The organism is Enterobacter sp. ODB01 (genome assembly GCF_001623605.1).
Classification (GTDB): Bacteria; Pseudomonadota; Gammaproteobacteria; order Enterobacterales; family Enterobacteriaceae; genus Enterobacter; species Enterobacter kobei.
This window is the reverse complement of record NZ_CP015227.1, coordinates 1791709-1817780: the sequence shown is the minus strand read 5'-3', so window position 1 is coordinate 1817780 and position 26072 is coordinate 1791709. Positions and strand designations below refer to the sequence as shown.

General features: G+C 56.1%; 24 protein-coding genes and 1 pseudogene. 6 read left to right on the top strand and 19 right to left on the bottom strand.

What is annotated here, in order from left to right:
• Positions 1 to 24: 24 nt before the first annotated feature.
• Positions 25 to 549 (bottom strand): shikimate kinase AroL, encoded by a 525-nt coding sequence (gene aroL / locus A4308_RS08680; RefSeq protein ID WP_014882735.1) that lies wholly within the window; start codon positions 547 to 549, stop codon positions 25 to 27.
• 144 nt (positions 550 to 693) lie between these two features.
• A complete protein-coding gene (locus tag A4308_RS08675; RefSeq protein ID WP_014882734.1) occupies positions 694 to 1152 on the bottom strand; it encodes a YaiI/YqxD family protein in 459 nt (152 codons plus the stop codon).
• Between the two features lie 97 nt (positions 1153 to 1249).
• Between A4308_RS08675 and proC the strand changes: the two genes are divergently transcribed.
• Positions 1250 to 2059, top strand: coding sequence for a pyrroline-5-carboxylate reductase (gene proC, locus A4308_RS08670; protein WP_014882733.1), 810 nt, complete (start codon positions 1250 to 1252; stop codon positions 2057 to 2059).
• A 14-nt stretch (positions 2060 to 2073) separates the two neighbouring features.
• On the opposite strand, the gene adrA is transcribed toward proC, so the two are convergent.
• The 5 genes and pseudogenes from adrA to A4308_RS08645 all read right to left on the bottom strand — a co-directional run bounded on the left by adrA (position 2074) and on the right by A4308_RS08645 (position 6412).
• A complete protein-coding gene (adrA, locus tag A4308_RS08665; RefSeq protein WP_045269302.1) occupies positions 2074 to 3177 on the bottom strand; it encodes a diguanylate cyclase AdrA in 1104 nt (367 codons plus the stop codon).
• Positions 3178 to 3279: 102 nt separating this feature from the next.
• Entirely contained in the window at positions 3280 to 3600 is a 321-nt protein-coding gene (gene psiF / locus A4308_RS08660; protein WP_014882731.1) for a phosphate starvation-inducible protein PsiF, read from the bottom strand.
• A 275-nt stretch (positions 3601 to 3875) separates the two neighbouring features.
• Positions 3876 to 4135, bottom strand: a pseudogene (iraP, locus tag A4308_RS08655) (anti-adapter protein IraP).
• Positions 4136 to 4345: 210 nt separating this feature from the next.
• Positions 4346 to 5560 (bottom strand): multidrug efflux MFS transporter, encoded by a 1215-nt coding sequence (locus A4308_RS08650; protein ID WP_023332216.1) that lies wholly within the window; start codon positions 5558 to 5560, stop codon positions 4346 to 4348.
• Between the two features lie 168 nt (positions 5561 to 5728).
• Positions 5729 to 6412: an extensin-like domain-containing protein gene (locus tag A4308_RS08645; protein ID WP_014882728.1), complete on the bottom strand. Its 684-nt coding sequence runs from the start codon at positions 6410 to 6412 to the stop codon at positions 5729 to 5731.
• Between the two features lie 103 nt (positions 6413 to 6515).
• Here A4308_RS08645 and ddlA point away from each other — a divergent pair, with 103 nt between their 5' ends.
• A complete protein-coding gene (ddlA, locus tag A4308_RS08640; protein ID WP_014882727.1) occupies positions 6516 to 7616 on the top strand; it encodes a D-alanine--D-alanine ligase in 1101 nt (366 codons plus the stop codon).
• Here the strand turns inward: ddlA and A4308_RS08635 are convergent.
• Positions 7613 to 7843 (bottom strand): DUF2754 family protein, encoded by a 231-nt coding sequence (locus A4308_RS08635; RefSeq protein ID WP_014882726.1) that lies wholly within the window; start codon positions 7841 to 7843, stop codon positions 7613 to 7615. The two genes, ddlA and A4308_RS08635, sit on opposite strands and share 4 nt — an antisense overlap.
• A gap of 249 nt (positions 7844 to 8092) precedes the next feature.
• On the opposite strand from A4308_RS08635, the gene A4308_RS08630 reads away from it, so the two are divergent.
• On the top strand, positions 8093 to 8392 hold the full coding sequence (locus A4308_RS08630; protein WP_014882725.1) for a DUF2755 family protein: 300 nt from the start codon (positions 8093 to 8095) through the stop codon (positions 8390 to 8392).
• On the opposite strand, the gene A4308_RS08625 is transcribed toward A4308_RS08630, so the two are convergent.
• The 3 genes from A4308_RS08625 to A4308_RS08615 form a co-directional block, all read right to left on the bottom strand.
• Complete coding sequence (locus tag A4308_RS08625; RefSeq protein ID WP_014882724.1) at positions 8389 to 9486, bottom strand: DUF1615 domain-containing protein; 1098 nt, start codon at positions 9484 to 9486, stop codon at positions 8389 to 8391. The genes A4308_RS08630 and A4308_RS08625 overlap by 4 nt on opposite strands.
• Before the next feature lie 14 nt (positions 9487 to 9500).
• Entirely contained in the window at positions 9501 to 10721 is a 1221-nt protein-coding gene (gene sbmA / locus A4308_RS08620; RefSeq protein WP_014882723.1) for a peptide antibiotic transporter SbmA, read from the bottom strand.
• A 115-nt stretch (positions 10722 to 10836) separates the two neighbouring features.
• Positions 10837 to 11370: an isochorismatase family protein gene (locus tag A4308_RS08615; protein WP_014882722.1), complete on the bottom strand. Its 534-nt coding sequence runs from the start codon at positions 11368 to 11370 to the stop codon at positions 10837 to 10839.
• Between the two features lie 204 nt (positions 11371 to 11574).
• On the opposite strand from A4308_RS08615, the gene ampH reads away from it, so the two are divergent.
• Positions 11575 to 12735, top strand: a complete 1161-nt coding sequence (gene ampH / locus A4308_RS08610; RefSeq protein WP_023332211.1) for a D-alanyl-D-alanine-carboxypeptidase/endopeptidase AmpH — start codon at positions 11575 to 11577, stop codon at positions 12733 to 12735.
• Positions 12736 to 12737: 2 nt separating this feature from the next.
• Here ampH and A4308_RS08605 read toward each other — a convergent pair whose 3' ends face one another.
• Together A4308_RS08605 and A4308_RS08600 are read right to left on the bottom strand one after the other, a co-directional pair.
• A complete protein-coding gene (locus A4308_RS08605; protein WP_023332210.1) occupies positions 12738 to 13361 on the bottom strand; it encodes a helix-turn-helix domain-containing protein in 624 nt (207 codons plus the stop codon).
• 92 nt (positions 13362 to 13453) lie between these two features.
• Positions 13454 to 16228, bottom strand: a complete 2775-nt coding sequence (locus A4308_RS08600) for an autotransporter outer membrane beta-barrel domain-containing protein (protein WP_045281698.1) — start codon at positions 16226 to 16228, stop codon at positions 13454 to 13456.
• 450 nt (positions 16229 to 16678) lie between these two features.
• On the opposite strand from A4308_RS08600, the gene hemB reads away from it, so the two are divergent.
• Together hemB and A4308_RS08590 are read left to right on the top strand one after the other, a co-directional pair.
• On the top strand, positions 16679 to 17653 hold the full coding sequence (gene hemB / locus A4308_RS08595; RefSeq protein WP_008503294.1) for a porphobilinogen synthase: 975 nt from the start codon (positions 16679 to 16681) through the stop codon (positions 17651 to 17653).
• 72 nt (positions 17654 to 17725) lie between these two features.
• The gene (locus A4308_RS08590; RefSeq protein ID WP_045281699.1) at positions 17726 to 19429 is read left to right on the top strand and encodes a lysophospholipid acyltransferase family protein; all 1704 of its coding nucleotides are present in this window, start codon (positions 17726 to 17728) and stop codon (positions 19427 to 19429) included.
• An 88-nt stretch (positions 19430 to 19517) separates the two neighbouring features.
• Here the strand turns inward: A4308_RS08590 and tauD are convergent, their stop codons facing one another.
• The 6 genes from tauD to mmuP all read right to left on the bottom strand — a co-directional run bounded on the left by tauD (position 19518) and on the right by mmuP (position 25874).
• A complete protein-coding gene (gene tauD / locus A4308_RS08585; protein ID WP_045281700.1) occupies positions 19518 to 20366 on the bottom strand; it encodes a taurine dioxygenase in 849 nt (282 codons plus the stop codon).
• Positions 20363 to 21190 (bottom strand): taurine ABC transporter permease TauC, encoded by an 828-nt coding sequence (tauC, locus tag A4308_RS08580; RefSeq protein ID WP_045281701.1) that lies wholly within the window; start codon positions 21188 to 21190, stop codon positions 20363 to 20365. The genes tauD and tauC overlap by 4 nt, the downstream gene beginning before the upstream one ends.
• Entirely contained in the window at positions 21187 to 21954 is a 768-nt protein-coding gene (tauB, locus tag A4308_RS08575) for a taurine ABC transporter ATP-binding subunit (RefSeq protein WP_014882717.1), read from the bottom strand. The genes tauC and tauB overlap by 4 nt, the downstream gene beginning before the upstream one ends.
• Before the next feature lie 10 nt (positions 21955 to 21964).
• Entirely contained in the window at positions 21965 to 22927 is a 963-nt protein-coding gene (tauA, locus tag A4308_RS08570; protein ID WP_032637373.1) for a taurine ABC transporter substrate-binding protein, read from the bottom strand.
• 627 nt (positions 22928 to 23554) lie between these two features.
• Positions 23555 to 24487, bottom strand: coding sequence for a homocysteine S-methyltransferase (mmuM, locus tag A4308_RS08565; RefSeq protein WP_032637374.1), 933 nt, complete (start codon positions 24485 to 24487; stop codon positions 23555 to 23557).
• Entirely contained in the window at positions 24474 to 25874 is a 1401-nt protein-coding gene (gene mmuP / locus A4308_RS08560) for an S-methylmethionine permease (RefSeq protein ID WP_014882714.1), read from the bottom strand. Before mmuP ends, mmuM begins: the two co-directional genes overlap by 14 nt.
• Positions 25875 to 26072: the final 198 nt, after the last annotated feature.

The following is a 26072-nucleotide window of genomic DNA, read 5'->3' as shown; positions in this document are numbered from 1 at the left end:
CTGAGCTATCAGTATAGACGGCGGTTAGCTGGCACAAGCCAAACGCAGGGCGGTAATAATCTGAATCACCACCTCTTCCGGTGCCGCAGAAGCATCCACGACGTGGTGCGCCGCTTCACGGTACAGGGCATCACGCTCGGCCAGGACTTCGCTCACCTCTTCGCTGAGCGGTCTGGAGGTCAGCGCCGGACGTTGTCCCTCCTCCGGAAAGGCCTCAAGGCGCCCCACGAGAGCCGAAACCGGCGCGCAGAGATAGATCACAATGCCCTTTTCACGCATAAAATGACGGTTACACTCGGCGAGAACAATCCCCCCTCCTGTCGCAATCACGGCTGACGGCGTGGTGACCGCTTTTAGCGCGGCCGTTTCGCGTGCGCGAAAGCTCTCCCATCCCTCTTGCTCAACAATGTCCGCGATGGTTCTGCCGGCCTCGGTTTGCAGCCAGTGGTCGGTATCAACAAACTGACGATGACATGCGCGTGCCAGTTCCAGGCCAACGGTGGTTTTCCCACAGCCGCGGGGGCCAACTAAAAAGATGGGTTGGGTCATAGCCAGGTGTTCCCCTTGATGCCGGATGGCTGAAGAGTGTAAAGAAATCATTGCAGAAGATGTGTAGAATACTTTACTGCAAAGCGGTACGGGATGACAACCCTGCGGAAGCCACACTGTACCACAAAGTGACAATAATTATCATTACGCTGTGCGACGCTTCACTTCCAGCAGCCATTTATCCAGTTCGGCAGCAAACTGCTGGCGATCGCGCTGGGACAGGCTGTCCGGCCCTCCGGTCTGCACGCCGCTGGCCCGCATGGTATCCATAAAATCACGCATAGTGAGTTTTTCCCGGATGGTTGAAGGCGAATAACGTTCACCGCGCGGGTTGAGCGCCGCTGCGCCTTTCTCCAGCACTTCCGCCGCCAGTGGAATATCAGCGGTAATGACCAGATCCTCCGGGCTGCACAGACGAACAATTTCATTATCCGCCACGTCGAACCCGGCCGGGACGCGCAAGGAACGGATAAAGCGCGAAGGCGGAACGCGGATATTCTGGTTCGCCACCAGCGTCAGTGGCATCTGAACGCGCTCGGCGGCGCGGAATAAAATCTCTTTAATCACATTCGGACACGCGTCCGCATCAACCCAAATCGCCATATTGTCTCCCCATAATGTCTCTGCCGACTATTGTCGCCTGCATTTCGTTGTTAAGCTATCAATCAGAGAAAACAACGCATAATGACGGAGAATCGTGATGGATAAGAAAATCGGGTTTATCGGCTGCGGTAACATGGGCAAAGCCATCCTGGGCGGCCTGATCGCCAGCGGGCAGGTTCTGCCCGGTCAGATTTGGGTCTATACCCCGTCACCTGACAACGTCGCCGCATTGCGCGATCAATACGGGATCAACGCCGCAGAAAGCGCGCAGGAAGTCGCCCAGGTCGCCGATATCGTCTTTGGCGCCGTTAAGCCGAACATCATGATCAAAGTGTTGAGCGACATCACCTCCAGTCTGAATAAAGAGACGCTGGTCGTGTCGATTGCCGCGGGCGTGACGCTCGATCAACTGGCCCGCGCGCTCGGTCATGACCGTAAAATCGTCCGCGCGATGCCCAATACTCCCTCACTGGTTAATGCCGGTATGACCTCCGTCACCCCTAACGCGCTGGTGACCTCAGAAGAGGTGGCTGATGTGCTGAACATTTTCCGCTGCTTCGGTGAGGCGGAAGTCATTGCGGAATCCATGATCCATCCTGTTGTCGGCGTCAGCGGCTCTGCACCTGCATACGTGTTCATGTTTTTAGAAGCCATGGCCGACGCCGCCGTGCTTGGCGGCATGCCGCGTGCGCAGGCGTATAAATTCGCCGCGCAGGCGGTGATGGGTTCCGCCAAAATGGTGCTGGAGACCGGTAAACATCCGGGAGAACTGAAGGACATGGTCTGCTCGCCTGGCGGCACGACCATCGAAGCGGTACGAGTGCTGGAAGAACGTGGATTCCGCTCTGCCGTCATCGAGGCGATGGCAAAATGCATGGAAAAATCAGAGAAGCTGAGTAAATCCTGATTTCTGACCGGGCGTCAGGCGGCCACTTCGGTGCGGCCGCGCCCGGCATTTTTCGCCTTATACAGCGCCACATCTGCCGCCTTCAGCCATTCCCGGTAATGTCCAAACTGTGGCCCCCAGGGGGCAATGCCTACGCTGATGCGCAGAGGCTCTTTCGGTGCGCACGGTAAGGACAACGTTTCCAGACGCTCGTGCACCCGAGACATGACGGCGATGGCGCTTTCAGCCGCTGTCTGCGACATAATCACGGCAAACTCATCTCCGCCAAAACGGCCTATCGCATCGCCTGACCTGACTGACATCTGAAGCTGACGGGTAAGAGCAACAATCGCCTTATCGCCCACGTCATGTCCCCAGGTATCATTGATGTTTTTAAAGTGGTCGATATCAATCAGCAAAATGGTGGCGTTGCAGTGGCTCCGGCGGCAGTGCTCAAACTCATTACGCAGCAGCATTTCCCAGTGTCGTCGGTTAAAGACCCCGGTCATGCCGTCGCGGGTACTCATCATTTCCAGCCGCCGCTTATGTTCCGCAAGCCTGATGGCCGTCCGGTGGCTAAGCCAGGCAAACAGCATGGGATAAAGCATGAGCACCGGAAGCGTTAAGACCCACTCCACGGGATCGGGGTGGAAGACAGTTACTTTCCCGACGAGGGGCAGCGTCACCAACGCGGTCAGGAGGGTTAACGTTATCCCCACAAGAAACAGGCGGCAGCCACCGGATCCCATCATGTTCATTCCCACCATCATTACCAGCGCTGCCGTGGGTAATGCATACAGCCCCATCACGCCAATCCAGAGCCCGGCGATAATGGCATCCATCTTAAGGTTGAAAATCTCCTGCTGGTGAGGTGACGCGGCGCGGCAGGATAACTGCCAGGCAAAATGGGGCCAGACGAACGCCCACCCTACCAGGATCAACCACCAGCCGCCGGGTAAAAAATGGATGACCAGCATTCCCGCCACGGGGAAAAACATGGCTGCCAGACCAACAGCGCGCGCCAGCCGAACCCGCCGGGCAAACTGGATGCCGGCGCGGTAAGGGTCATCCTGAGAAAGGGTTAAACTCCACTCTTCCCGAATGCGCTTTTTGTTGTAATACGTTTCATCATTCATCATTTTTGGGAATATTCTGAAACATTTTCCCAAATTATAGAGAGGGGGACTGCGGGGAAAGTATGAAATTTCGGGTGAGCAGCCGACGCCATTCACCCGTTAGAACTACACTTGTTTCTTCAGACAGGCACTCATGAACTTGCTGCGATCGTCTCCCTTCAGGGACTGTTCGGTCGCTTTCGCATTACACTCGCGCATTTTTTGCTGCTGCGGCGTCAGACTTTTTTCGCCAGGCTTCGCGGCACCGTTTTTAAGGCAGTCGCTCATATAGGTCTTACGGGCATCGCCTTTCAGACTCTGGGACGTCGCCTGTTGATTACAGGTCGTCATCCGTTGCTGCTGAGGCGTTAGCGTTTTTTCTTCCGCATTCGCCGATGAGATCAGGAACAGGCCGGAGAGCAGAGTAACCAGTAATGTTGTTTTCATTGCACCATCCTTTTGTGAATATTCCCTGTAAGTCTGGTTCGTAACAGGAAAAAAACCACCCGGCAGCGGTGATTTTGCCGGGAATTTCTCATTTCAGACCCAACGTACCGGTATTGGCGGTATCGACATAAAGGATAGGGGAAGTAACGCGATAACACGTGTGCTCTGTTTCACTTTTATTTTCTCGCGGTACAAACAGATAAAAAATAAATACAGAGCAGCGCCAGGCATCCTGCATGACAATTTTGTGAAACGTCAGAACCGTTCGTGACGGCTTAACTGCGCGGATGCCTCAACAGCTTCTTTACGTATTGCTGCAGCAATTCGGCATCCTCTGGGGAACCTGAGTGTCGGGTCGCGCCTTATCCAGCGCCCCTTCGATGCTATTGATTAACGCCTGCTGATCGGATGTATCCATCTGCCGCAATAGCGCGGTGACGACAATTTCCAGCGCTTCGACCTGGGCAACCAGTTCTTTAGACTCTTCTTCCTTTTGTGCAAGCTTAACCAGCAACTCAGCAATGAGATTCTTCATCGTGCTATTTCCTTATGGGGTTTCCTCTGAAATTAACACCAGGAATGAAATATGCAAAGCGGAGAAAAGTATTATCTTATGTAAAAGTGACATTACCGCCAAATTAGGGTGCCACCCTTATGAGCGAAACGTTTTTCTATATAAAAACGCCGCATTTAGTTATATAAAAATACGGCTACCATAAGAATATATAATACACCCGCGAAAGGACTATTTCGCTGATTTCGCTTCCGCCATTCGTGTTCGACGGCGCAGGGCAATCGCCAGCTGGATAATATTGATTAAAACGACAATTGCCGTAGCAGCAAATACCCAACGAAAACCTGCCATCGCAGAAACGGATGCGCCAATAAGCGGACCGGCAACGTTGCCTAAATACATAAACGACTGGTTATAACCAAAAATACGTCCGGTGACCTGGTCGCTGGAATATTTGACCAGCAAGGTCTGTACGGCAGGCAACATAGCCCCATCGGCGAAACCGAGTAAAAATCGCAGCACGCCCAGCTGAAGCGGAGAGGTAACAAACGACATCGCGAAAAAGAGCACCACCGCAAAAATCAGCGTCGCCATCAGGATACGCGCCGTGCCGATCCTGTCCCCCAGCTTCCCCAGACGTGGCGCAGAGATCAGCGCGGAAACGCCCGGCACGGCGGCAATCATCCCGCTGAGAAAAGCAATATTATTGCTGTCTGGCTCCATTGATTTAATAAACAGCGCCAGAATGGGCCCCACCGAGCCGTTACAGAGCTGGATCACCATGGTGGTGACAAACAGGCTGATCATTAGCCCTGGGTAAGGCAGCGAGGCGAAGACGGCCTTACCGCTCAGGCGTTCAGACTTGCTGACAACGGGGCGCCCTCCCTCTTTGATCAGAAAGAGCGTGACCAGAAAGCTAACCACCAGCAGGATCGCAGTGATGATAAATACCGCGCGCAGCCCAACGTGGTCTGCCAGAAAGCCGCCCAGCAGCGGGCCACCGATGACGCCGCTTATCTGCGCCGTTGAGAGGGTGCTCAGCGCCCAGCCGCTTCGTTCGCGTGGCACCTGAGAGGCCACCAGCGCCATGGCATTCGGAATGTACCCGGACGTCAGCCCCATCACCGCCCGCAGGAAAAACAGCTGCCAGACGTTCGTGGCGAAGGCCTGGAGCAGAATCGCAATCGCCATCCCGAGCGAGGCGCGCAGCAGCATCAGCTTACGGCCTTTCCGATCCGCCAGGCTGCCCCACATCGGAGACACAATGGCGGAGACCAGAAACGTGACGCTGAACGTCAGACCGGACCACATGGAGAGCGCTTCGTGGGAGGTAACCCCCAACTGCGACACGTACAGCGGCAGGAACGGCAGGATCTGGCTAATGGCCAGCCCGGTAAAGAAGCAGCCGAACCAGACCGAGATGAGATTAACTTTCCAGGATTCCATAAAGAAATAGTCTTCATTTTTAGGCGAATTCGCCGTCAGATTAGCAAGTTACGCACGCCGGCGTCGCACCAGAGATGCGGCCTTGCTGACTTTGGTGTTTTATCTTCCCAGTCATCATATTTGTGAAATAAGTCACAAATCATCCACTTTCTGGCGGAAGATTATGCTTCAGCGACAGAGTCCGAAACCGCGCATCCCCAGATGAAAATGGTTGGCATGCGCCGCGTTATACTCCGGCCCCAGACCGTTACCGTAGTAGCCGCAGCTGGCCGCCAGCAGGGCCTTCAGCCATGGCTGCGTTTTTGCCGATTTCCAGCCGTTCAGCACCGTGACGCGCTCCCCGTTCGCCAGCCGAAAAGCGGCGATATCAAGCGCGTCTGCGGTGGCATGCTCGCTGCGCCGCGCATCGGGCCGGTGGTAGATATTGCGACAGGCAAAGCTGCCAAGGTGCTCAATGCGCGTCAGCTCATGTCCCGTGAAGCGCTGCGTCAATGGCCGGGCCTGCTGGCTGACAAATAGTGCAGAGCTGAGCGCCAGCGGACAGCTGGCAAGAAAACTGCCGTTCAGACTCACCGGGCCGAAGTCACGCACGCGCACGACGTTGCGCAGCGGACATGTCCCGCCGCCGTCAGCGACCGGTTGGGTGCGGATAAGGTTTCGTTGATTGGCCTGCGTTAACAGGCTCGCGCAGGCTTCGGGGGTTAAACGTCGCAGTTTATACTGGGTAATACGGCCAGGGGGATCGTCCAGGGCCAGCGGTTTAAATGGATTGTAGTAAGACGGCAACCAGCGATAACCCGCCGTTGCAACTGCCCCCAGGATGAAAACGGTCAGCAGAGTTTTTCCTTTCACGTTCCCCCCTCACTCTTCCCCAAAACATTATGGCAGAAGGCCGCGAAACCCGCAGGGCATCGTGGTATGTTATTGGCTTTTCGTCAGACTGGAAGAGAGTGAGATGGCAAAGCAGCGCGTAGGTATTGTCTTTGGGGGAAAATCAGCGGAACACGAGGTGTCATTGCAATCGGCCAAAAATATCGTTGATGCGATCGATAAAAGCCGTTTTGACGTGGTCCTGCTGGGCATTGATAAACAGGGCCAGTGGCATGTTAACGACGCCAGCCAGTATTTGCTGAATGCCCACGATCCGGCGCACATCGCCCTAAATCCTTCGGACATCAGCGTCGCGACCGTTCCTGGCGTCATGAAGGGACAGCTCATCGACGCCGGCAATGCGCAGGCTCTCACTCAGATCGACGTGGTCTTCCCTATCGTACACGGCACGCTCGGGGAAGATGGTTCCCTGCAGGGGATGTTGCGCATGGCCAACCTGCCGTTTGTTGGATCAGACGTACTGGGATCCGCCGCGTGCATGGACAAAGACGTCACCAAACGCCTGCTGCGCGATGCCGGACTGAATATCGCGCCATTCGTCACGCTCACCCGCGCCAACCGCGACAAGTACAGCTTCGCGCAGGTTAGCGGTCAACTGGGGCTGCCGCTGTTTGTGAAGCCTGCCAACCAGGGGTCATCCGTGGGCGTTAGCAAAGTCGCAAGCGAAGCAGAGTTCACGCAAGCCGTCCGTCTGGCGTTTGAATTTGACCATAAAGTGGTTATTGAGCAAGGGATCAAAGGTCGCGAAATTGAGTGCGCCGTGCTGGGCAACGATTTTCCACAGGCGAGCACCTGCGGTGAAGTGGTCTTAAACAGCGACTTCTACTCCTACGACACCAAATACATTGATGATAAAGGCGCACAGGTCGTTGTACCTGCGGATATCGATCCGGCGATCAACGACAAGATCCGGGCGATCGCCATCAGCGCCTACCAGACTCTCGGCTGCAGCGGCATGGCGCGCGTGGATGTCTTCCTGACGCCGGAGAACGACGTGGTAATCAATGAGATCAACACGCTGCCGGGTTTCACCAACATCAGCATGTATCCAAAACTGTGGCAGGCCAGCGGGCTTGGCTACTCTGAGCTGATCACCCGCCTGATCGAACTGGCGCTGGAGCGTCACGCCGCCGACAGCGCGCTGAAAAGTTCCGTTAACGGTTAATCGGCACCCTTCGCCGTCTCTTCCGTCGTCGTCTCTTCCGGGCGACGGCGGATAATCAACCCCGCCAGCCAGAAACTGATCACCCAGGTCACCAGCCCGACGGCATAGGTTTGCCACCCTTTTGCTTCAAATCCTAACAGCCCCACGACGCCGTTAAGAATAAAAATCAGCCCAATAGCAAAGGCATAGTAGTGCCAGTCACGGCGAAGTTTGGACGTGAGCTTCATAACAACTCCGGCAGGAAAAAAAGACATCCTCTCACAGTTTAAGCACGAGGTCTGTGGCAGATGCGGAAATTCTGAAACGCGACGCAATTTCACTTAAGTTTAAAAATTGTGACGCGCTGCAGAAATCAATAATCCAGGAGAAATCCTGAGCGTAAATTACCACGATTCTGATATTGACAAATGCAATCACCTGTCAAACTCACCCCGTAAGACGCGAATTAAAACAGAGTTATACCTCGGGAGGTCAACATGGCTGACTTTACATTGTCGAAACCGATTTTTGGCGGCAAACCAAAAACCTCTACGGCGGGTAATATCGCGTATGCCTTGTTTGTCCTTTTCTGTTTCTGGGCGGGCTCCCAGCTGCTTAATATGCTGGTCCATGCGCCAGGTGTTTATGAACACCTGATGCAGGTGCAGGATAACGGGCGTCCGCGAGTGGAGATTGGATTTGGCGTGAGCACGCTGTTCGGTCTCGTTCCTTTCCTCGCGGGGTGTATGATTTTAGGCGTAGTCGCGTTAGTCCTGCGCTTTCGTCGTCGCCATTAAAGCCCCATACAGCGAGCCCGGCGATCGTCCACGCGCTTCGCAAACCAGGCGGTGGTCAGGTTACGTGTGATCTTCGGGCTTTCCAGCTGAATACCCGGCAGGATAGCCCTCGGTAACGTTTTCCCACTCTTCTGCTCCGCAAGGGCAAACACCTTCTTGTAGAGATCCGTTTTCTCGAATGCCAGGCTATCGCCTTTTTCAAGCTGACGGCGGATATCGCTGTTGCTCATATCAAGCGCTGTCGATAATGTCCGTACCGCGCGCTCGGTGCCTCCCGCCTCGCTGCTGCCGTAGGCGATGAGATCGCCGTCCAGCGCCAGCTTGACGCCGCTTGCGCGGCTAAGCGCACTTTGAAACGCAGCGTTACGGCTGGCATACCAGCCCGCGTTAAAGTCTGCGAAGCGGTACAGCGGCGCGTTGTAATTCGCCGGATAGTTCAGCAGATGATAAGTACCGAACCACAGTCCGCCGCGCAGTGAGAAGACCTCCTGGCGCACCGTACCGTCAATTTTCCATGGATAGCCGTCAGTATGCTTCTCGGCAAACGCGATGCTCACCTGCATTGGTCCGCCGGTGTGAACCGGGTTGAGCGAGCCAAACAGTTTCTGCCCCATTGGCACCATGTTGATGAAATCATCAAAAATGGCGCTGAGCTGTTTTTCGGTTTTCACCGTGTCCAGCCGGTCGCTGTAGCTTTTACCGTTCGGCGAGGTGATTTTCAGTGCGGTATGCACGAGGAACACCGGGATATGCATCGATTCCGCGCGGCGGTCGATCTCTTTCCAGGCAATTTTATTCAGACCCGGCACCACCGGGTCTGACTGGTACATGGACTCCTGCTGCGCCACCGCCAGCACCGAGCAGATATTTTCCTCGGTCGGGGCAATCTTCTGGCTTTCAAAGGTTTTAGCCAGCGCATCTGCCCACGCATTGCGATCCTTCACGCTGGCGGGCATTTTTTGCCGCACAACGCTTGCCACATCCACGGGCTTTTCACCCTTTTTGAGCGGGGCTGCCCCTTTTTCGGCACAGCCCGCCAGCACCAGAGCGGCCAGTAAGGACAGCGATAACGCGCGCGGTACGGCAAAAGACATAGCAACTCCCTGTATTAGCTAAAGGTATTGGTCACTTCCTGCAGGTCACGATCGTCCAGCTCACGCTCAAAGCTGCGCAGACGTTTGTAGATGGACATCAACTCCACCAGCGTGGTCCAGGAGCTGATCAGATACTGGAACGACCCGCGCACCTGACCGAAAACATTGGTGATCTGCGTCATCAGACCGAGCGTAATCGTACCCGCAACGATCGACGGAAACAGCAGGAACAAGCCGAAAACGTTATCCACCTGCAGATACAAAATGCGCGCAATGTTGAAATACATATAGTGGAAGTAAAGGCGGAAGTAGTTGCGACGCACGGCACCAAACAGCTCACGGACGGTCGGTGGCGACGCGCGGCTGGCATCATCTTCCCCGTAAACCAGCTCTTTACGATACGCCGCTTCGACGCGCTGATTTTTAAACTCCAGACCCGGCAGCTTGATCCCCACCACCGCCAGCAGGCCCGTGCCCATCAGCGACCAGACAATCGCAGCAATCACCAGACCATACGGCAGATGGCCGACAATCGGCAGATCCGGCACATGCGCAGAGAGCGTCACCAGTACCGGCAGGAAAGCAATCAGCGTCATGATGGCGTTGATGAAACTGACGCCCATATCTTCAAGGGTGGAGGCAAAACGCATGGTGTCTTCCTGCACACGCTGCGCGGCACCTTCGATATGACGCAGATGCTGCCAGTGCGCCATGTAATGTTCGTTCATCGCGGTACGCCAGCGGAAAACATAGTGGCTGACGAAGAAATTGTTCATAACACCAATGATCACCGCAATAAGCGCGATACCGAGGAAGACGCCGACTTCATGGTAGAACTGGTTAATGGTGACCTTGTGCGGCGAACTCAGCGCGGTCTGAATAAGATCGTAGAACGGTGCATACCAGGCGTTTACCGCCACCCCCACTTCCACCAGGAACCACGTCACAAAGATGATCAGCGAGGTACCGAGAATCGACCAGTACTGCCAGCGGTGCGGAGAATAGACAAACCAGAACAGCGCAAACAGCCCTACGCACAGCATGTAGTAGGCGTAAAACAGCAGATAGCTAAGTGACCAAAAACGCGCTGCGCTAATCGGCACGTCGCCTGTCGCCCCAACTATGCGTGCCAGCCATGCACCGCCGCCCGCCTGCCAGAAAACGACCGCGATCAGTGCCCAAATAAATGCCGACAGGAAAAATGGCCCCGGCTTTGGGAAAAAAGACTTAAACATGATGCTTCCTTCTTGTTGTTATGGTTGTTGCTGTGCTCAACACATGACCAAACGAATACCCTGCCCGGGCCGGAAGACCGGCTCGGGCAAAAAGGTCAGACCCGAGGGTTGATTATTAGTTCGCTTTCCAGTTTTCGAGAATTGTTTCGGTGCGTTTCACCGCGGGAGGGTTCATCGGTGCAATGAAGTTACGCCAGACGTCATTATGGTGGTTAATCAGAATCTGTGCTTCAGCCGCCGGGCGATTCGCGGTGGTATGGGCATCCTCAGCCACGGTAATGTGGTAGCCCCGACTGACGCCGTTTTTAATTGTCGCGTCCACGCAGTAATCCGTGGCGCAGCCGCAGATGACAAACTCACGAATTCCGTGTTCACGTAACAGCGCTTCAAGCGATGTGTTGTAAAAAGAATCACAGGCGGTCTTGGTAACGTAAAGCGCATCAGCCGGTTGATGGAGTTCAGGCAGCAGCGCAAACCCTTCACTTCCTTCTTCCAGCCCCCCGGCCTCGGTATGCTGAATAAAAATGACGGTGTCGGCCGCCTGCGTAAGCTGGTTGATCAGAGAGACACACTTTTCGCGCTGATGACGAGGGGTTTCAAATACCCCGTTTTGCATATCAACCACCATGACCACACGCTTTTCAGACATACCGTTCTCCGTAAGATTGAGTAATACTGGTGCCTATCATAAGCCCGATGCCAGAAAATGGGAGAGCGCTCGCAAGTAAATTATTCATATTTACCCATGGTTACGTTTTTCTGGCTATCGTTATGCTATTCCGGGCATTGCACGGTAGAGATTAGTAGTATAAATACCCATTACTTTCTTCATTCACTTCATGGATGCTTTTCGTTGAAACGTTGTCTGCTCTCTTTTGCCGCGCTGTGTGCGGTGAGCTTCTCCACCGCCCAGGCGGCCCAACCGCTGACGGCTCCCGTTTTGGCTTCAGACATTGCCGATCGCTACGCGAACCTGATCTATTACGGCAGCGGCGCAACCGGGATGGCAATGGTGGTTATTGATGGCAACCAGCGCGTATTCCGCAGCTTCGGTGAAACGCGCCCAGGCAATAACATTCACCCGCAGCTGGATTCCGTCGTTCGCATCGCGTCCTTAACCAAGCTAATGACCAGCGAAATGCTGGTGAAACTGCTCGACCAGGGCGTGGTGAAGCTCGACGATCCGCTCAGCAAATACGCCCCACCGGGAGCACGTGTGCCAACGTATCAGGGAACGCCCATTCGCCTTGTGAACCTCGCGACGCACACCAGCGCGCTACCGCGTGAGCAGCCTGGCGGAGCGGCGCACCGCGACGTGTTTGTCTGGCCCACCCGCGAGCAGCGCTGGAACTACCTGAGCACCGCCACGCTGAAGGCGGCCCCGGGTTCGCAGGCCTCTTACTCCAATCTGGCGTTCGACCTGCTGGCGGATGCCCTCTCAGCGGCTGCGGGCAAACCCTACACGCAGCTGTTTGAAGAGCAGATAACCCGTCCGCTGGGGATGAAAGACACCACCTTTACCCCTTCTCCGGACCAGTGCCGTCGCCTGATGGTGGCGGAGAAAGGTGCAAGCCCGTGTAACAACACGCTGGCGGCAGTGGGGAGCGGCGGGGTCTATTCCACCCCAGGCGACATGATGCGCTGGATGCAGCAGTTCCTCTCATCGGATTTCTACTCGCGCAGCAGCCAGGCCGACCGTATGCAGACCCTGATTTATCAGCGAACTCAGCTGCACCGTGTGGTCGGAATGGACGTACCGGGTAAAGCCGATGCGCTCGGCCTGGGCTGGGTCTATATGGCACCCAAAAATGGCCGTCCGGGTATTATTCAGAAAACCGGCGGCGGTGGCGGGTTCATTACCTATATGGCGATGATCCCGCAGTCCAACGTGGGCGCATTTGTGGTGGTCACCCGCTCCCCGCATACGCGTTTCGTTAATATGAGTGATGGCATTAATAACCTGGTGGCTGAACTGAGCGCCAATAAAGCCCAGGTGCTGACCGCGTCTAACTGATCTTAATATTCCGTGGGCAAGCGGTTGATACTGACCAGCTTGCCCCGGCTCATATTAATGTAGTTTCCCTGCCGCAGCGCAGCGAGAACCTCAGCAACAACCGAGCGCGAAATACGGGTGCTTTGTTGAATATGATTCATCACACCAATTTTCGAGCGCAACGTTTCATCCCACTCCGCCATATTCAGCAACATGGCACGGATCTGGTGATAAGAATTATTTCCCACCAGCTGCATGTCGCGTTTCGCAAGAATGTAATTTATCCATGATAACCAGGTGAAGGCCTCTTTCCAGAGCGCATTCTGTTGTATGAGCTGACGGGTGGTTTCCGTGGATAAATAAAAACCCGTACAGGGTGTTTTGGCGATAACTTTGTATTCGTGACAGTGTTTAATCATCACGGTGGATAGCCCAAAAATAAATGGCGCTTTCGCAATCCCCAACAGCAATTCATCTGGATAACGATAGATTTCGATTATACCGGTCTGTAATACGACCGTGCGTGACTCATTGCACTCGTGAGAAGTAATGATTTGTTGTGGAGCACATTGAAACGTACTACTGGCTGCTATCAGACACTGTTCGAGCCGGCTTAATTCAGAAAGCGGTTTCGCATTAACGTTCATGCAGACCTCAAGACATCCGTATTGGTCGGTTCAATATTGTTTTTTGTTTTTATCGTAAAAAAGCGGGGGATATTCTCCCCCGCTTTCAGGTATTACCAGGTATATTTCACACCCAAATTGGCGCCCCAGTTCTGGTCAACGTCACCGCCGCCAAGATACGTGGCATCCGTGTACGCGCTGAAGTTCTTCGTGAAGCTGAACTGCGTACCCAGCCCTACACGCACCGCAGAGCCTTTAACGCCGTTGTCGATGCTGTCGTCGTTGATATCCGCAGTGTTATCAGCATCATCATAGACATAGGCCAGCTTGAAGTAAGGCGTCAGCGCCTGCTCGCCACCGTAGTTGAAGGTATAACCCGCATCCAGGCCGAGTTCATAGCGCAGGCTATCGTAAGATTGCCCATCAACGCGCATGTCATTACTCAGGCGATAATCATCCCCGGACTGGAACAGACCGGATACCGCCGCGTAAGGGGTTACGTAGCCAGACAGGTTTGGTTTCCAGTCATAGCCCAGCTTCATGCCAAAGCCAACCGCATCGGTGGTCGTGTCACCGTCAACGTATTGACCGTTGCTCATGGTAGCTGAAAGGTCGTTGTTAAAGCGGGTGTAGCTCAGGGAGCTGTCGAGGAACATATCGTTCGCAAACTTCGCAGAGGCATAGATCATTGCCGTCTGGCTGTCCTGATCGACCTGACCGGTACGATCGCTGATATCCCCCTTCGCGAAGCCTGCTGCACCGCCGACGATCCACTTCGCATTGTTACCGTCAATCTGGGTGTCCAGACCGACCATAATGCCGCTCACGTCCTGATCGTAGCTGATAACGCCATTGTCACCGTCGTAGTTGCCACCGAAGTAGCTCACCCAGGCTCCGCCATTGTCCGCCAGGCCATGACGGCTGTTGGTCAGACGCGAACCGACGGTATCCTGCTGCAGATTCCAGATATTGGTATTGGCAGAAGGAATGCTCAGCGCCATGTTGGCGTAGTCGCTCAGCGCTTTCTGCTCAAGGACAACGGTATCACCCTGCTGCTGTGCCTGATAGGTGTAAGCCCCTAAATCCGCTTTGTTTGCGGCAGTAAAGTGGGCTGCGGTATCCGGATTGTTATCATAAACACGGACGATCTCTTTGTTTTTGTAATCAGCGACGGAGCCTGCGCCGGTCGCATCATCAATGCGCACTTTATAGTTACCGGCAACGTCACCGTTCACCGCCAGATGGCCGTCTGAGTTCAGTGCGACGACACCATAGTCGTAGTCCGCGCTGTAACGATCGTTAGTGATATAACGCGCGTTATTCAGATCGCTGTTCAGCACATAATCACGGCTGGCTACGTTCAGTACGCCACCGTCGGTCAGCACCATATTGTGCGTGTCGACCTGACCCAGACCCAGCGCCAGCTCGGCACCGTTATCGACGGTGATCGTATTCGCATACAGCGCGGCCGTCTCTTCGGTCAGAGCTGCACGGCTATCGCTGTCCAGATAGAGGCTGTCGGTCGCTACGCCGCCGCTGTCGCCAATATTCAGCGATGAAGCATTGGTTAGGGTAATGGAGTCCGCCAGCAGGCCAGCGTTTTCAACGTTGACCTGAGAGCGGTTATTCACCGCCAGCGCGTCGATGTTAGAGATCTTACGGGTATCCCACTCGGAACCGTTGTCCAGCGTTACGTTGAACAGGCCGCTCTGGTAGACCGCTTCGCCCGCTACGTGGCCGTTGCTGTCAAAGGTGGAGTCAGGCCAGATGCTGTTAGGCGCCAGCGCATGCCAGTCAACGTTGCTGTAACCCTGGCCATACATCTGCGAAGTGCCAATGGCTTCAACGCTGGACTGCGCCGCACCGACCCACTTGCTGCCGTTGGTCAGCGTCACGTCCAGCCTGTCGGTGCCATCCCAGCCATTAGTGGTTGGGTTATAGACGCCATCATCGGTGGTATCGGTTGCCGGATCGCCATTTTCGTAGAAGTTGTTATCGAAGGTGCTGGCGAACAGGATGTCGCCGGTGACGGTAGAATGGTCGAACGTGGCGGTGGTCTGCATGGCGTTGTCAGATGCGCTGGCCGCAACGATCAGCGCCGCGTCATCCGCACCCGTGGCGTGGGTTTCACCGTAGTCGCTCGGCTTAGCCGTTTGACCGTAGAATCCGCTGGTACCCAGATCGCTGTAGGCACCTGACGTCAGCACGGAGTCTTTAACCACCAGCGTATCGGTGAACACGTTTGCGCTGTTCGCCACGCCTTCAACGCCGTCATACGGAGTATTATCGAGCTCCTGATATCCCTGCGTTAGCGTAATGCCCGCAACGTGGGAATTATTCTGGATAACAATATCAGACTCCACGTCCAGCGTAATCGCGTTACCGAGAGCGTAGGTATCCAGGTAATGGGTTTCCGATGTTTCGCCCTTCACGACGTCATAAGCATAATGCTCGTAAGCGTCGTTGATCGTGCTGTTGTCGACGGTCAGGCTAAAACGATCGAACTGAGTATGCGCGGTACCGTCGGCGTCTACGCCGTCGGCACAGTTTGCGGTCATACACTCAGAGGTAATCATACCGTTGATGGTGCTGTTAGAAATGCTGAGCGCATTAGAATGACCATTGATGCCGTCATCCAGATAATACGTCGAAATAACGCCATTCACCGTTGATTTATTGATCACCGGATAAATATCACCGTCATGGCTGGCATCAGTGTAATCCCAGTCAGCATAACCATAATACCACGGGGTTGAGGCGGCGTTATCATATCCAAATGTATTATACGTCGTACCGGAAATATCTTTCGCATTGGCCTGAGAAGCGATAGCCAGGGTACAGGCTAATGCAAGTTGAGATACAACCAGTTTCTTTTTCCATGTTTGCATTGGGTCATCCCTCCTCAGGGACGTAAGCAAGTTTGTCCGTCAAATCATTGTGCAATATTCAATTGCGGAGAGAATTATGCAGTTGCATTTAGAAAAGGTTCAATGAATGATTCCATTAAGTCCGCATACAGACAAAAAAACAGAAAAAAGGTCAACCACACAGCAGGCAATCATTATAAACATTATAAAAACAGAAAGTTGAAAATTAATTTCATAACTCACATTAATATTATTAAAATAAATAGATCATTATTTTTTATATATTCCATCTGATATAGAAATCATACTAATCATTCCCCTTTTCCTGAAAAAACAGACCGCGCGAGTGTAGAGTGAAAAAAGGTTCTTCAGCCGTCAATTTGAGAAAAGAAAAAAGCCTACTTTCGTAAAACAACGGCCTTCACTTTGAGGTACACTAGGCCTCTTTGTTCCACAAACATCAGGCATCCCATGACCGATTTAATTGCACGTCCCCGCCGTCTGCGCAAGTCACCTGCACTGCGCGCTATGTTTGAAGAGACAACCCTGACCTTAAACGATCTGGTGTTGCCGATTTTTGTTGAAGAAGAGATCGATGACTACAAAGCCATCGAAGCCATGCCGGGCGTGATGCGCATTCCGGAAAAATATCTGGCGCGCGAGATCGAGCGCATCGCCAACGCGGGGATCCGCTCGGTGATGACCTTTGGCATCTCCCATCATACCGACGCCACCGGCAGCGATGCGTGGAAAGAAGATGGCCTTGTCGCCCGTATGTCCCGCATCTGCAAAGAGACCGTGCCGGAAATGGTCGTCATGTCAGACACCTGCTTCTGCGAATACACCTCTCACGGCCACTGCGGCGTGCTGTGCGATCATGGCGTGGATAACGATGCCACCCTGCTGAATCTCGGCAAGCAGGCCGTGGTCGCGGCCGCTGCGGGTGCAGATTTCATCGCCCCCTCTGCCGCGATGGATGGACAGGTTCAGGCGATTCGTCAGGCGCTGGATGCGGCAGGCTTCACCGACACCGCCATCATGTCCTACTCCACCAAATTTGCCTCCTCCTTCTACGGCCCGTTCCGTGAAGCGGCTGGCACGGCGCTGAAGGGCGACCGTAAAACCTATCAGATGAACCCGCTGAACCGCCGGGAAGCGATTCGCGAATCCCTGCTGGATGAAGCTCAGGGCGCAGACTGCCTGATGGTCAAACCGGCTGGCGCGTATCTTGATATTCTGCGCGACATCCGCGAACGCACTGAACTGCCGCTGGGCGCTTACCAGGTGAGCGGCGAGTACGCGATGATCAAATTCGCCGCGCAGGCGGGAGCGATTGACGAAGAGAAAGTGATCCTCGAAAGCCTGGGTGCGATCAAACGTGCGGGCGCGGACCTGATCTTCAGCTACTTCGCGCTGGATCTGGCTGAGAAAAAAATCCTCCGCTAATCTTCACCAAACTGCAATACAACCGACATCTGCTCCTTCTACTGTCTTCGCAAGACGGCAGGAGGAGTAACCATGTTTAGCCTCGATAGCGTTCTCGACGATCTTTGGCCTCAGGCGAGGCCTGCACCCTGGCAAAAAAGTCTGTTAAAAAGACTGTTTTACGAAGATGAATTCCAGCAGTTTGCCGCCGCGCACCGCCACCTCAAAGGACTGGACATGGTGGAGCAAGTTCTGGAGCACCTTGATATTCTCTGCACCGTTTCCGCCCGCGATCTCGAACAAATCCCCGAACATGGCCCGCTGGTCATTATTGCCAACCACCCGACAGGCACGCTGGACGGGCTGGCGCTGTTGTACGCCGTCTCCCGCGTACGCCGTGACGTCAAAGTCGTGACCAACCGGATGCTGACCCACCTTGAGCCTCTCAGTTCACTCTTTATCCCGGTGGACAATATGGGGGGCAGGACGGCGAAATCCTCCCTGGTGCAGATGGAACAACATCTGCAAAATGCGGGCGTACTGATCTTCTTCCCGGCGGGAGAAGTTTCACGTCCGACGCGCAAAGGCATTCACGATAAAAAATGGCACCCGGGCTTTATCAAGCTCGCCAGCAAGCTGCGCGCGCCGCTGCTGCCGGTGCATATTCAGGCGCACAATAGTCTCCTCTTTTATGCCAGCACGCTGGTGTCGCCGACATTGTCGATGCTGCTGTTAATGCAGCAGATGTTCCGCCGCCGCCATAGCCAGCTGCCGATTAAAATCGGCCAGCAGATCGCCTGGCATCACTGGCACAGCGCCACCCTTTCGTCGCGTGAGATGGCCGAGCAGTGCCGTCAGCACGTGATGCGTCTTGGCAAGGGAATGCCTGGCGTCTTTAAAACCCAGTGCGCCATTGCTCGTCCAGAGGACCGGGCGACTCTGAAACGCGCGCTGGCGCAGGCCGAGTGTCTGGGCAAAACCGGCGACGGTAAGCTCATCTATCTGTGGCAGCGCAACGGCCAGGAAGAGGCTCCGCTGCTGCGCGAGCTGGGCCGCCTGCGCGAAATTGCGTTTCGTGCGGTGGAGGAAGGGAGCGGCAAGCGCCGGGACACCGACCGTTACGATGACGATTATCTGCACCTGATCCTGTGGGATGATGAGGATCTGGAGATCGTGGGGGCGTATCGCTTTATGCCCACCGCAAAGCAGGTTGCGCATCGGGGTCCGGAAGGGTTGTACAGCTACAGCCTGTTCCACTACGACGATAAAATGCAGGACGTGCTGGAGCACGGCATTGAACTGGGTCGCAGCTTTATTCAGCCGCGCTACTGGGGACGCCGCGGCCTGGATTATCTCTGGTCCGGGATTGGGGCTTATCTGGCACGTTATCCGCACTACCGTTATCTGTTTGGCCCGGTCTCGATTTCCGGAGGCTTACCGCCTGCGGCGCGGGATCTGCTGGTGGCATTTTACCGTCTGTGGTTCCCGGCAAGCCATCCGCTGGCCGCGTCGCGCCAGCCTTATCCTGCATCGTTACCGGACGTGCTGGCACAGTTTGGCGGCGTGGATTACGTGGACGATCTGACGAAGCTGAAATCCCTGCTCGGCAATCTGGGCTGCGGCATTCCGCCACTCTACAAGCAGTATTCCGAGCTGTGCGAACCGGGCGGCGTGCAGTTTATTGATTTTGGCAGCGACCCGGCGTTCAACAACTGTGTAGACGGGCTAGTGCTGGTGGATTTGTGCTACCTGAAGACGAACCGCTATCAGCGGTATATAGGGGTACACTCTTTGTAGGCCGGGTAAGCGCAGCGCCACCCGGCAAAAACGGTGCACAATTGCCGGGTGGCGGCTACGCCTTACCCGACCTACAGGTACTACAGGATCAAGCGCGGTAAAACGGCTTATCCCCCAAAATCGTCGCCCGCTGCATAATCCGACGCTGCGGCAGATAATCCGCATTGGCATAGTGCTGCGTCACGCGGTTATCCCAGATCGCCAGATCGTTCTCCTGCCAGCGCCAGCGCACCTGAAACTCCGGTTTGGTGATATGCGCAAACAGGAAGCGTAGCAGCGCCTCGCTCTCTTTTTCCGTCACGTCCACAATGCGCGTGGTAAACCCTTCGTTCACGAATAACGCCTGCTTGCCCGTGACCGGATGGGTACGCACCACCGGGTGCAGCAGCGGAGGATGTTTTGCAACCGCATCCAGCCAGCGCTGATGCTCCTCTTCGCTTTTACGGTACTTGTATTCCTGGAACGATTTTTTGAAATCGTGCTCCGCCCGCAGACCACTCAGCAGCGTCCGGAACGGTGCGGACAGCGCCTCGAAAGCCGCAATGCCGCTCGCCCACAGCGTATCGCCTCCGGTCTCCGGCAGCAATTTTGCCGCGAGGATCGCCCCTGCGGGCGGCGTCTCGATAAAGGTCACATCGGTGTGCCAGTTGTCATTATCCGGCGGATTATCGTTATGGGTATCCAGGACGATAATCTCCTCCACCCCTTCCGCATGCGGATAGACCGGATGGATATGCAGATCGCCAAAGCGTAGCGCCAGCGCGCGCTGCTGCTGCGGGGTGATCGCCTGCTCGCGCAGGAACACCACCTGATGGCGCAGCACCGCGTGATACAGCTGCTCGAACTGGTTATCGCTCAGCGGACGGGTTACATCCAGGCCCGACACCTGCGCGCCAATATACGGCCCCAGCGGGGTAATGGTCAGACGTTCACTCATTGTATTTCTCCATGCCAGGGCGTCAGACGACGCTGTAGAACGCGCAGCCCCAGCTCTAATCCGAAGGCGATCGCGGCAATGACCGCGATCCCTGCCAGCACCACGTCAGTCGCCAGGAACTCGCCCGCCGACTGCACCATAAACCCTAATCCTCGCGTGGCGGCGATCAGCTCTGCCGCCACCAGCGTGGACCACCCCACGCCGAGGCCGATGCGCAGCCCGGTTAAGATCTCCGGCAGCGCGCCCGGTAAAATCACGAACAGCAGCACCTGTGTCCGGCTGGCGCCCAGCGACTGCGCCGCGCGGATCCGCACCTGCTGGGCACTTTTGACGCCCGCCAGCGCCGACATCGCAACCGGGGCGAAAATCGCCAGATAGATCAGCAGGATTTTTGACGTTTCACCGATGCCAAACCAAATTACCATCAGCGGCAGATAGGCCAGCGGCGGCACCGGGCGGTAAAGCTCAATCAGCGGATCGAGGATGCCGCGCACCGTCGGGCTTAAGCCCATCGCGATGCCAACCGGAATGCCGATCATCACCGCAGCCAGCAGCGCCACCAGAATGCGCGTCAGGCTTGCGCCCAGATGCTGCCAGAGCGTGGCATCCATAAACCCCTGCGGCCCGGCGATGGCAATAAGTTTGGCCAGCACCTGTCCCGGCGGCGGCAGAAACAGCGGGCTGATCCACTGCAGTGCCGCCACCAGCCACCACACCGCCAGTAACACCAGCAGCGTCCCGACGCTCAACGTGAGCTGGCGGGAGAACGGCCAGCGCAGCGCCTGACGCGTGCGGCGCGTTTTTTCACTGAAGACGATGCTCATGAGAAAGCCTCCCGTTGGTCAAACACGCGGCTTAGGATGTACTCACGCTGGTCGATAAACTGCGGATCGGATTTGATGCTGCGCACGGGTTCTCCGGCGACATAACGGCGCGCGAACTCGAGCGGCAAGCGTTCCACCACGCGCCCCGGCCCCGGCGATAACAGCACCAGCTCGGTCGCCATAAACACCGCTTCTTCGATGTCGTGGGTGATCAACAGGACCTGCTTGCCCGTCTCATGCCAGAGACGCAACAGCAGGGTTTGCATCTGCTCGCGGGTAAAAGCGTCCAGCGCGCCGAACGGCTCGTCCAGCAGCAACAGCTGCGGGTTTGCCGCCAGCGCACGGGCAATGCCGACACGCTGGCGCTGACCGCCGGAAAGCTGCCAGATAAAGCGTTTTTCCGCCCCTTCGAGACCCACTTTTTTCAGCATCTGCCGTGCCGTTTCCAGCCGCTGTTCGCGGTTCACCCCCGCAAGCTGTAGCCCAAACGCCACGTTTTCCTGCACGTTGCGCCAGGGGAGCAAACCTTCATTCTGGAAAACCACGCCGCGCTCGGCGCCGGGGCCTTCCACCTTTTTGCCTTCCAGTTGGATGGTGCCACGCTGATAAGGGACAAAACCGGCAATCAGATTCAGTAGCGTGGTTTTCCCACACCCGGAGGGGCCCAGCACCACCAGCAGTTCACCGCTGGCCAGCGTCAGGTTGATCTCCTCCAGCGCGGGTTTGCCGCCGTAATCGGCATACAGGTTCGTTATGCTCAGCATGGCGGACTCCTTATTTCACAAAGCGGTCGGTGACGTACTGGCTGTAATCCGCCGCTACCGCGGGCACTTTGCCCTGCGCTTTCAGGAAGGTGGCGGTATCGACAATCGCTTTGTTCACCGGCCCGGTCAGCTGCTGCACCTGCTGCGCAGGGGTCAGGTAGGTATTGCCTTTCACAAGCCCCGGCACGTCCGCTTCCGGCACGCCGCTCAGTCGGGCGAGTTTTTCCAGATTGGCGGGCTGCTTCAGCCATTCATCGGGGTTACTGATATAGGGCTGTTGGGCGTCGAGGGCGCTTTTGGCAAAGGCTTTCACCACCTCGGGATGTTTCTCAGCAAAGTCTTTGCGCACGACCCACACGTCGAGCGTCGGCGCGCCCCACTGGCCCACCTTTTCGGAGTCGGTCAGCACGGTGCCATCTTTTTCCAGCTCGTTCACGGCTGGGGCCCAGACATAGGCTCCGTCAATATCCCCACGCTGCCAGGCCGCGATTATCGCGGGTGGCTGGAGATTAAGAATCTGAACCTGCCCCGGCTTGATGCCCCAGTGTTTGAGCGCCGCCAGCAGGCTGTAGTGGGTGGTAGAGATAAACGGCACGGCGATGCGCTTGCCGATCAGGTCTTCCGGTTTGGTGATGTTTTTCTTCACCACCAGCGCTTCAGAGTTACCGAGCTGCGAGGCGAGCAGGAACACCTCAATCGGCACCTGCTGGCTGGCCGCGACCGCCAGCGGGCTGGATCCGATATTGCCGATCTGCACGTCGCCGGAGGCTAACGCACGCACGACGGACGCCCCACTGTCGAACTTGCGCCAGTCGACGTTCGCGCCGCTCGCTTTGGCAAAGGTGTTATCCGCCTGCGCAACTTTCGCCGGTTCCGCAGAGGTTTGATACGCGACGGTGACGTCTACCGCCTGCGCCTGAAAGGCCCACAGCGCCAGCGCGCCGAGAAGTGTGATTCGCGATGAAATTGCCATAGTATCTGCTCCCCTTGTTGTTATGAGGGCAGTATTTCCGGCGCGGGAATTTTGATAAAGGAATTAAAACGCATCGCTCATAACGATTCGTTTTTAGATAAAAAGTGGGAAAGGATAGTTGGTTTTGTGCGATTCGTTTTTTCCCCTCTCCCTGTGGGCTGATGTATCCCCGCAATTAAATGCGAGCAGTGAACAATTCCCTCGCCCCTTCGGGGAGAGGGTTAGGGTGAGGGGAACATACGGCTGTAGTGGTCATTCCGTTCACTTAATGTTCCTTGCCACTCTGTGACGGCATGACCGGTGAACGTGCCAGGGTGGCTCAATCGCCACCACCCTGGCGACCCGGGCTCCCGGCGGTAAATCGCCGCTTCGCGGTGCCCTCAGCTTATTCCTTCAGGCTATCGGGTCGGGCATGAGCCTGCATCCCTGCAGGCCACGCCCTCTCGGCACATCCGTGCGCCTCGCCCCGGCCTTACGGAAACGCTTCGGCGATTTACAGCCGGACCAGAGCATCGCTGTAAGTTATTCATTTCACATTATAAAATTGAATGGCTTCTGGTTAAAAAATTTACACGGAAACCCTCATATATAGGCCGGGTAAGGCGTAGCCGCCACCCGGCAGAGAAGTCAGCGCTTTGCGTTTAGCTCAGCAATATCCTTCGGTGTGGTGCGACAGCATCCACCGATTAATTTCGCTCCAGCCGCCAGCCACTGTGGCAAATAGCCCGCCAGCGTCTCGCACGCTTCGCCGTGGTGGTGCCAGGTTTTAGTCACCGCATCATAGTGCTCGCCCGAGTTCGGGTAGACCACCAGCGGCAGCGCCGTCAGGCTTTGCAGATGTTTCAACGCCGCGGTGGTGTTTTCCAGGGCGATGCAGTTGATGCCCAGCGCGACAATGTGCGGGGAGTTTGCCAGCACGTCGACCACCTCACGCAGCGGCGTGCCGTCGCTCAGGTGCTCGCTATCACGCAGGGTAAACGAGAACCACGCCCGGGCGCGAGGATACTCGGCCAGAAGCGCCGCCAGCGCCTTAATTTCCCCAAACGAAGGCAGCGTTTCGCAGGCCAGCAGGTCAGCCCCCGCATCCAGCAGCGCTTCCACACGCGGGCGGTGGAAGGCGGTAAACGCCTCGGCGCTGCGCACGTAGTCGCCGCGATATTCCGAACCATCCGCCAGATACGCGCCGTACGGCCCCACGGAGCCTGCCACCAGCAGCGTACCTGCGTGCGGGTTTTCAGCCAGATACGCTTCGCGCGCCTTACGCGCCAGTTCCACGCTTTTGCCAATCAACGCCCGGGACTGTGCCTCGTCCAGCCCGCGTGCCGCGAAGCCCGCGGGCGTGGCCTGGTAGCTGGCAGTGATCGCCACCTGCGCCCCTGCGCGGTAATAATCAAGATGCACTTCGCGGATAAGTTCCGGGTTTTCTACCAACACTTTGGCAGACCAGAGGCTGTCTGCAAGGTTACACCCGCGCGCTTCCAGCTCCGTTGCCATCGCCCCATCCAGCACCACAAACGGCTGTTTTTCGAGAAGGGCGGTAAGCGGATTATTCTGCGACATGTTCAGGCTCCTGCGATGTCATATTTCGGGTCAGGTAGTACGCACCATAACACAGGGCGACAAACGGAAGCCCGCAATAAAGGGCAATACGCTGGCTCGGGTCAAACCACAGGCCGACACAGGCAACCACGCAGAGAATAAAACCGAGTACCGGCACCAGCGGATACCACGGCGCACGATACTGCAACGCAGAGAGCGGCTGGCCGGACTGCAGATGTCGGCGACGGAAAACGAAGTGCGACGCGCAGATGCTGATCCAGACCGCCACCACCGCAAAGCCGGAAATGGCCGAGAGCGCGACAAACACCGTGTCCGGGGCGATAACGCTTGAGAACAGCGCCAGCACGCCACCGAGCATGGAAACCGAAAGCGCCGTCAACGGCACACCATTTTTGTTCACCCGGGCAAAGCAGCGCGGCAACGTTTTTTCGTTAGAGAGCGACCACAGCATGCGCCCGGAGGCGTACAGCCCGGAGTTGGCCGCCGAGAGGATCGCCGTCAGGATCACGAAGTTAAAGATATCTGCCGCGTAAGGAATACCGACCTTCTCAAACACCAGCACGAACGGACTCTTTTCCACGCCCGCCTGCTGCATCGGGATCAGCGCCGCCAGTACAAACACGGTGCCGATAAAGAAGATAATCAGCCGCGCGATGGTGGTGCGGATTGCGACCGGAATGACCTTGTGCGGATTTTGGGTTTCGCCCGCCGCGATACCAATAAGTTCGGTGCCGGAGAAGGCAAAGTTCACCGCCACCATGGTCATCAGGATCGGCAGGCCGCCGTGCGGGAACCAGCCCTCAGCGGTAATGTTGCTTAACCCCGGCGCAGGAGAACCGTCCTGCATCGGGATAAAGCCAAAGACCGCCGCCCCGCCGAGGATAATAAAGGCGATGATGGTGATAACTTTCACCAGCGAGAACCAGAATTCGCCTTCAGCAAAGAAGCGCGTGGAGATGACGTTAAGGCCAAAAATCACCACGCAGAAGACCACGCACCACGTCCAGACGGGCACCTGCGGGAACCAGTACTGCATGCAGAACCCGGCGGCGGTAAAGCTCGACCCGAGCGCCACCGTCCAGGTGAGCCAGTAGAGCCACGCCACGGTGTAGCCCGTCGCCGGGCCAAGATAACGGGCGGCATAGACGTGGAACGCGCCGGTTTCCGGCATCGCCACGGAAAGCTCACCAAGACACTGCATCACCAGCCAGACCACCAGCGCGCCAATCAGGTATGCCAGCAGCGTGCCCGCCGCCCCGGTCGTGGAAATGATATAGCCCGTATTAAAAAATAACCCAGTCCCAATCACGCCGCCCAGCGAGAGCATAATCAGGTGGCGTGTTTTCATGGTGCGCTTCAGCTGCCCATTTTCTTGTTGTGTTTGCATATTACCTTCTATACGTATGGACATCTAAACATCCAAAGAAGGTGTTATACCGCGATTGTTAATAAAAAGCTAGATGACCAGACGCAAACGAGCGCGCCGCGCACTGAGTCTGGGGTGGGATGTCAGGATGACATAGAGAAAAGGACGCCAGGCCATAAGCACCTCCGCAAGCTGATATGTATATCATGGTGCGGGAAG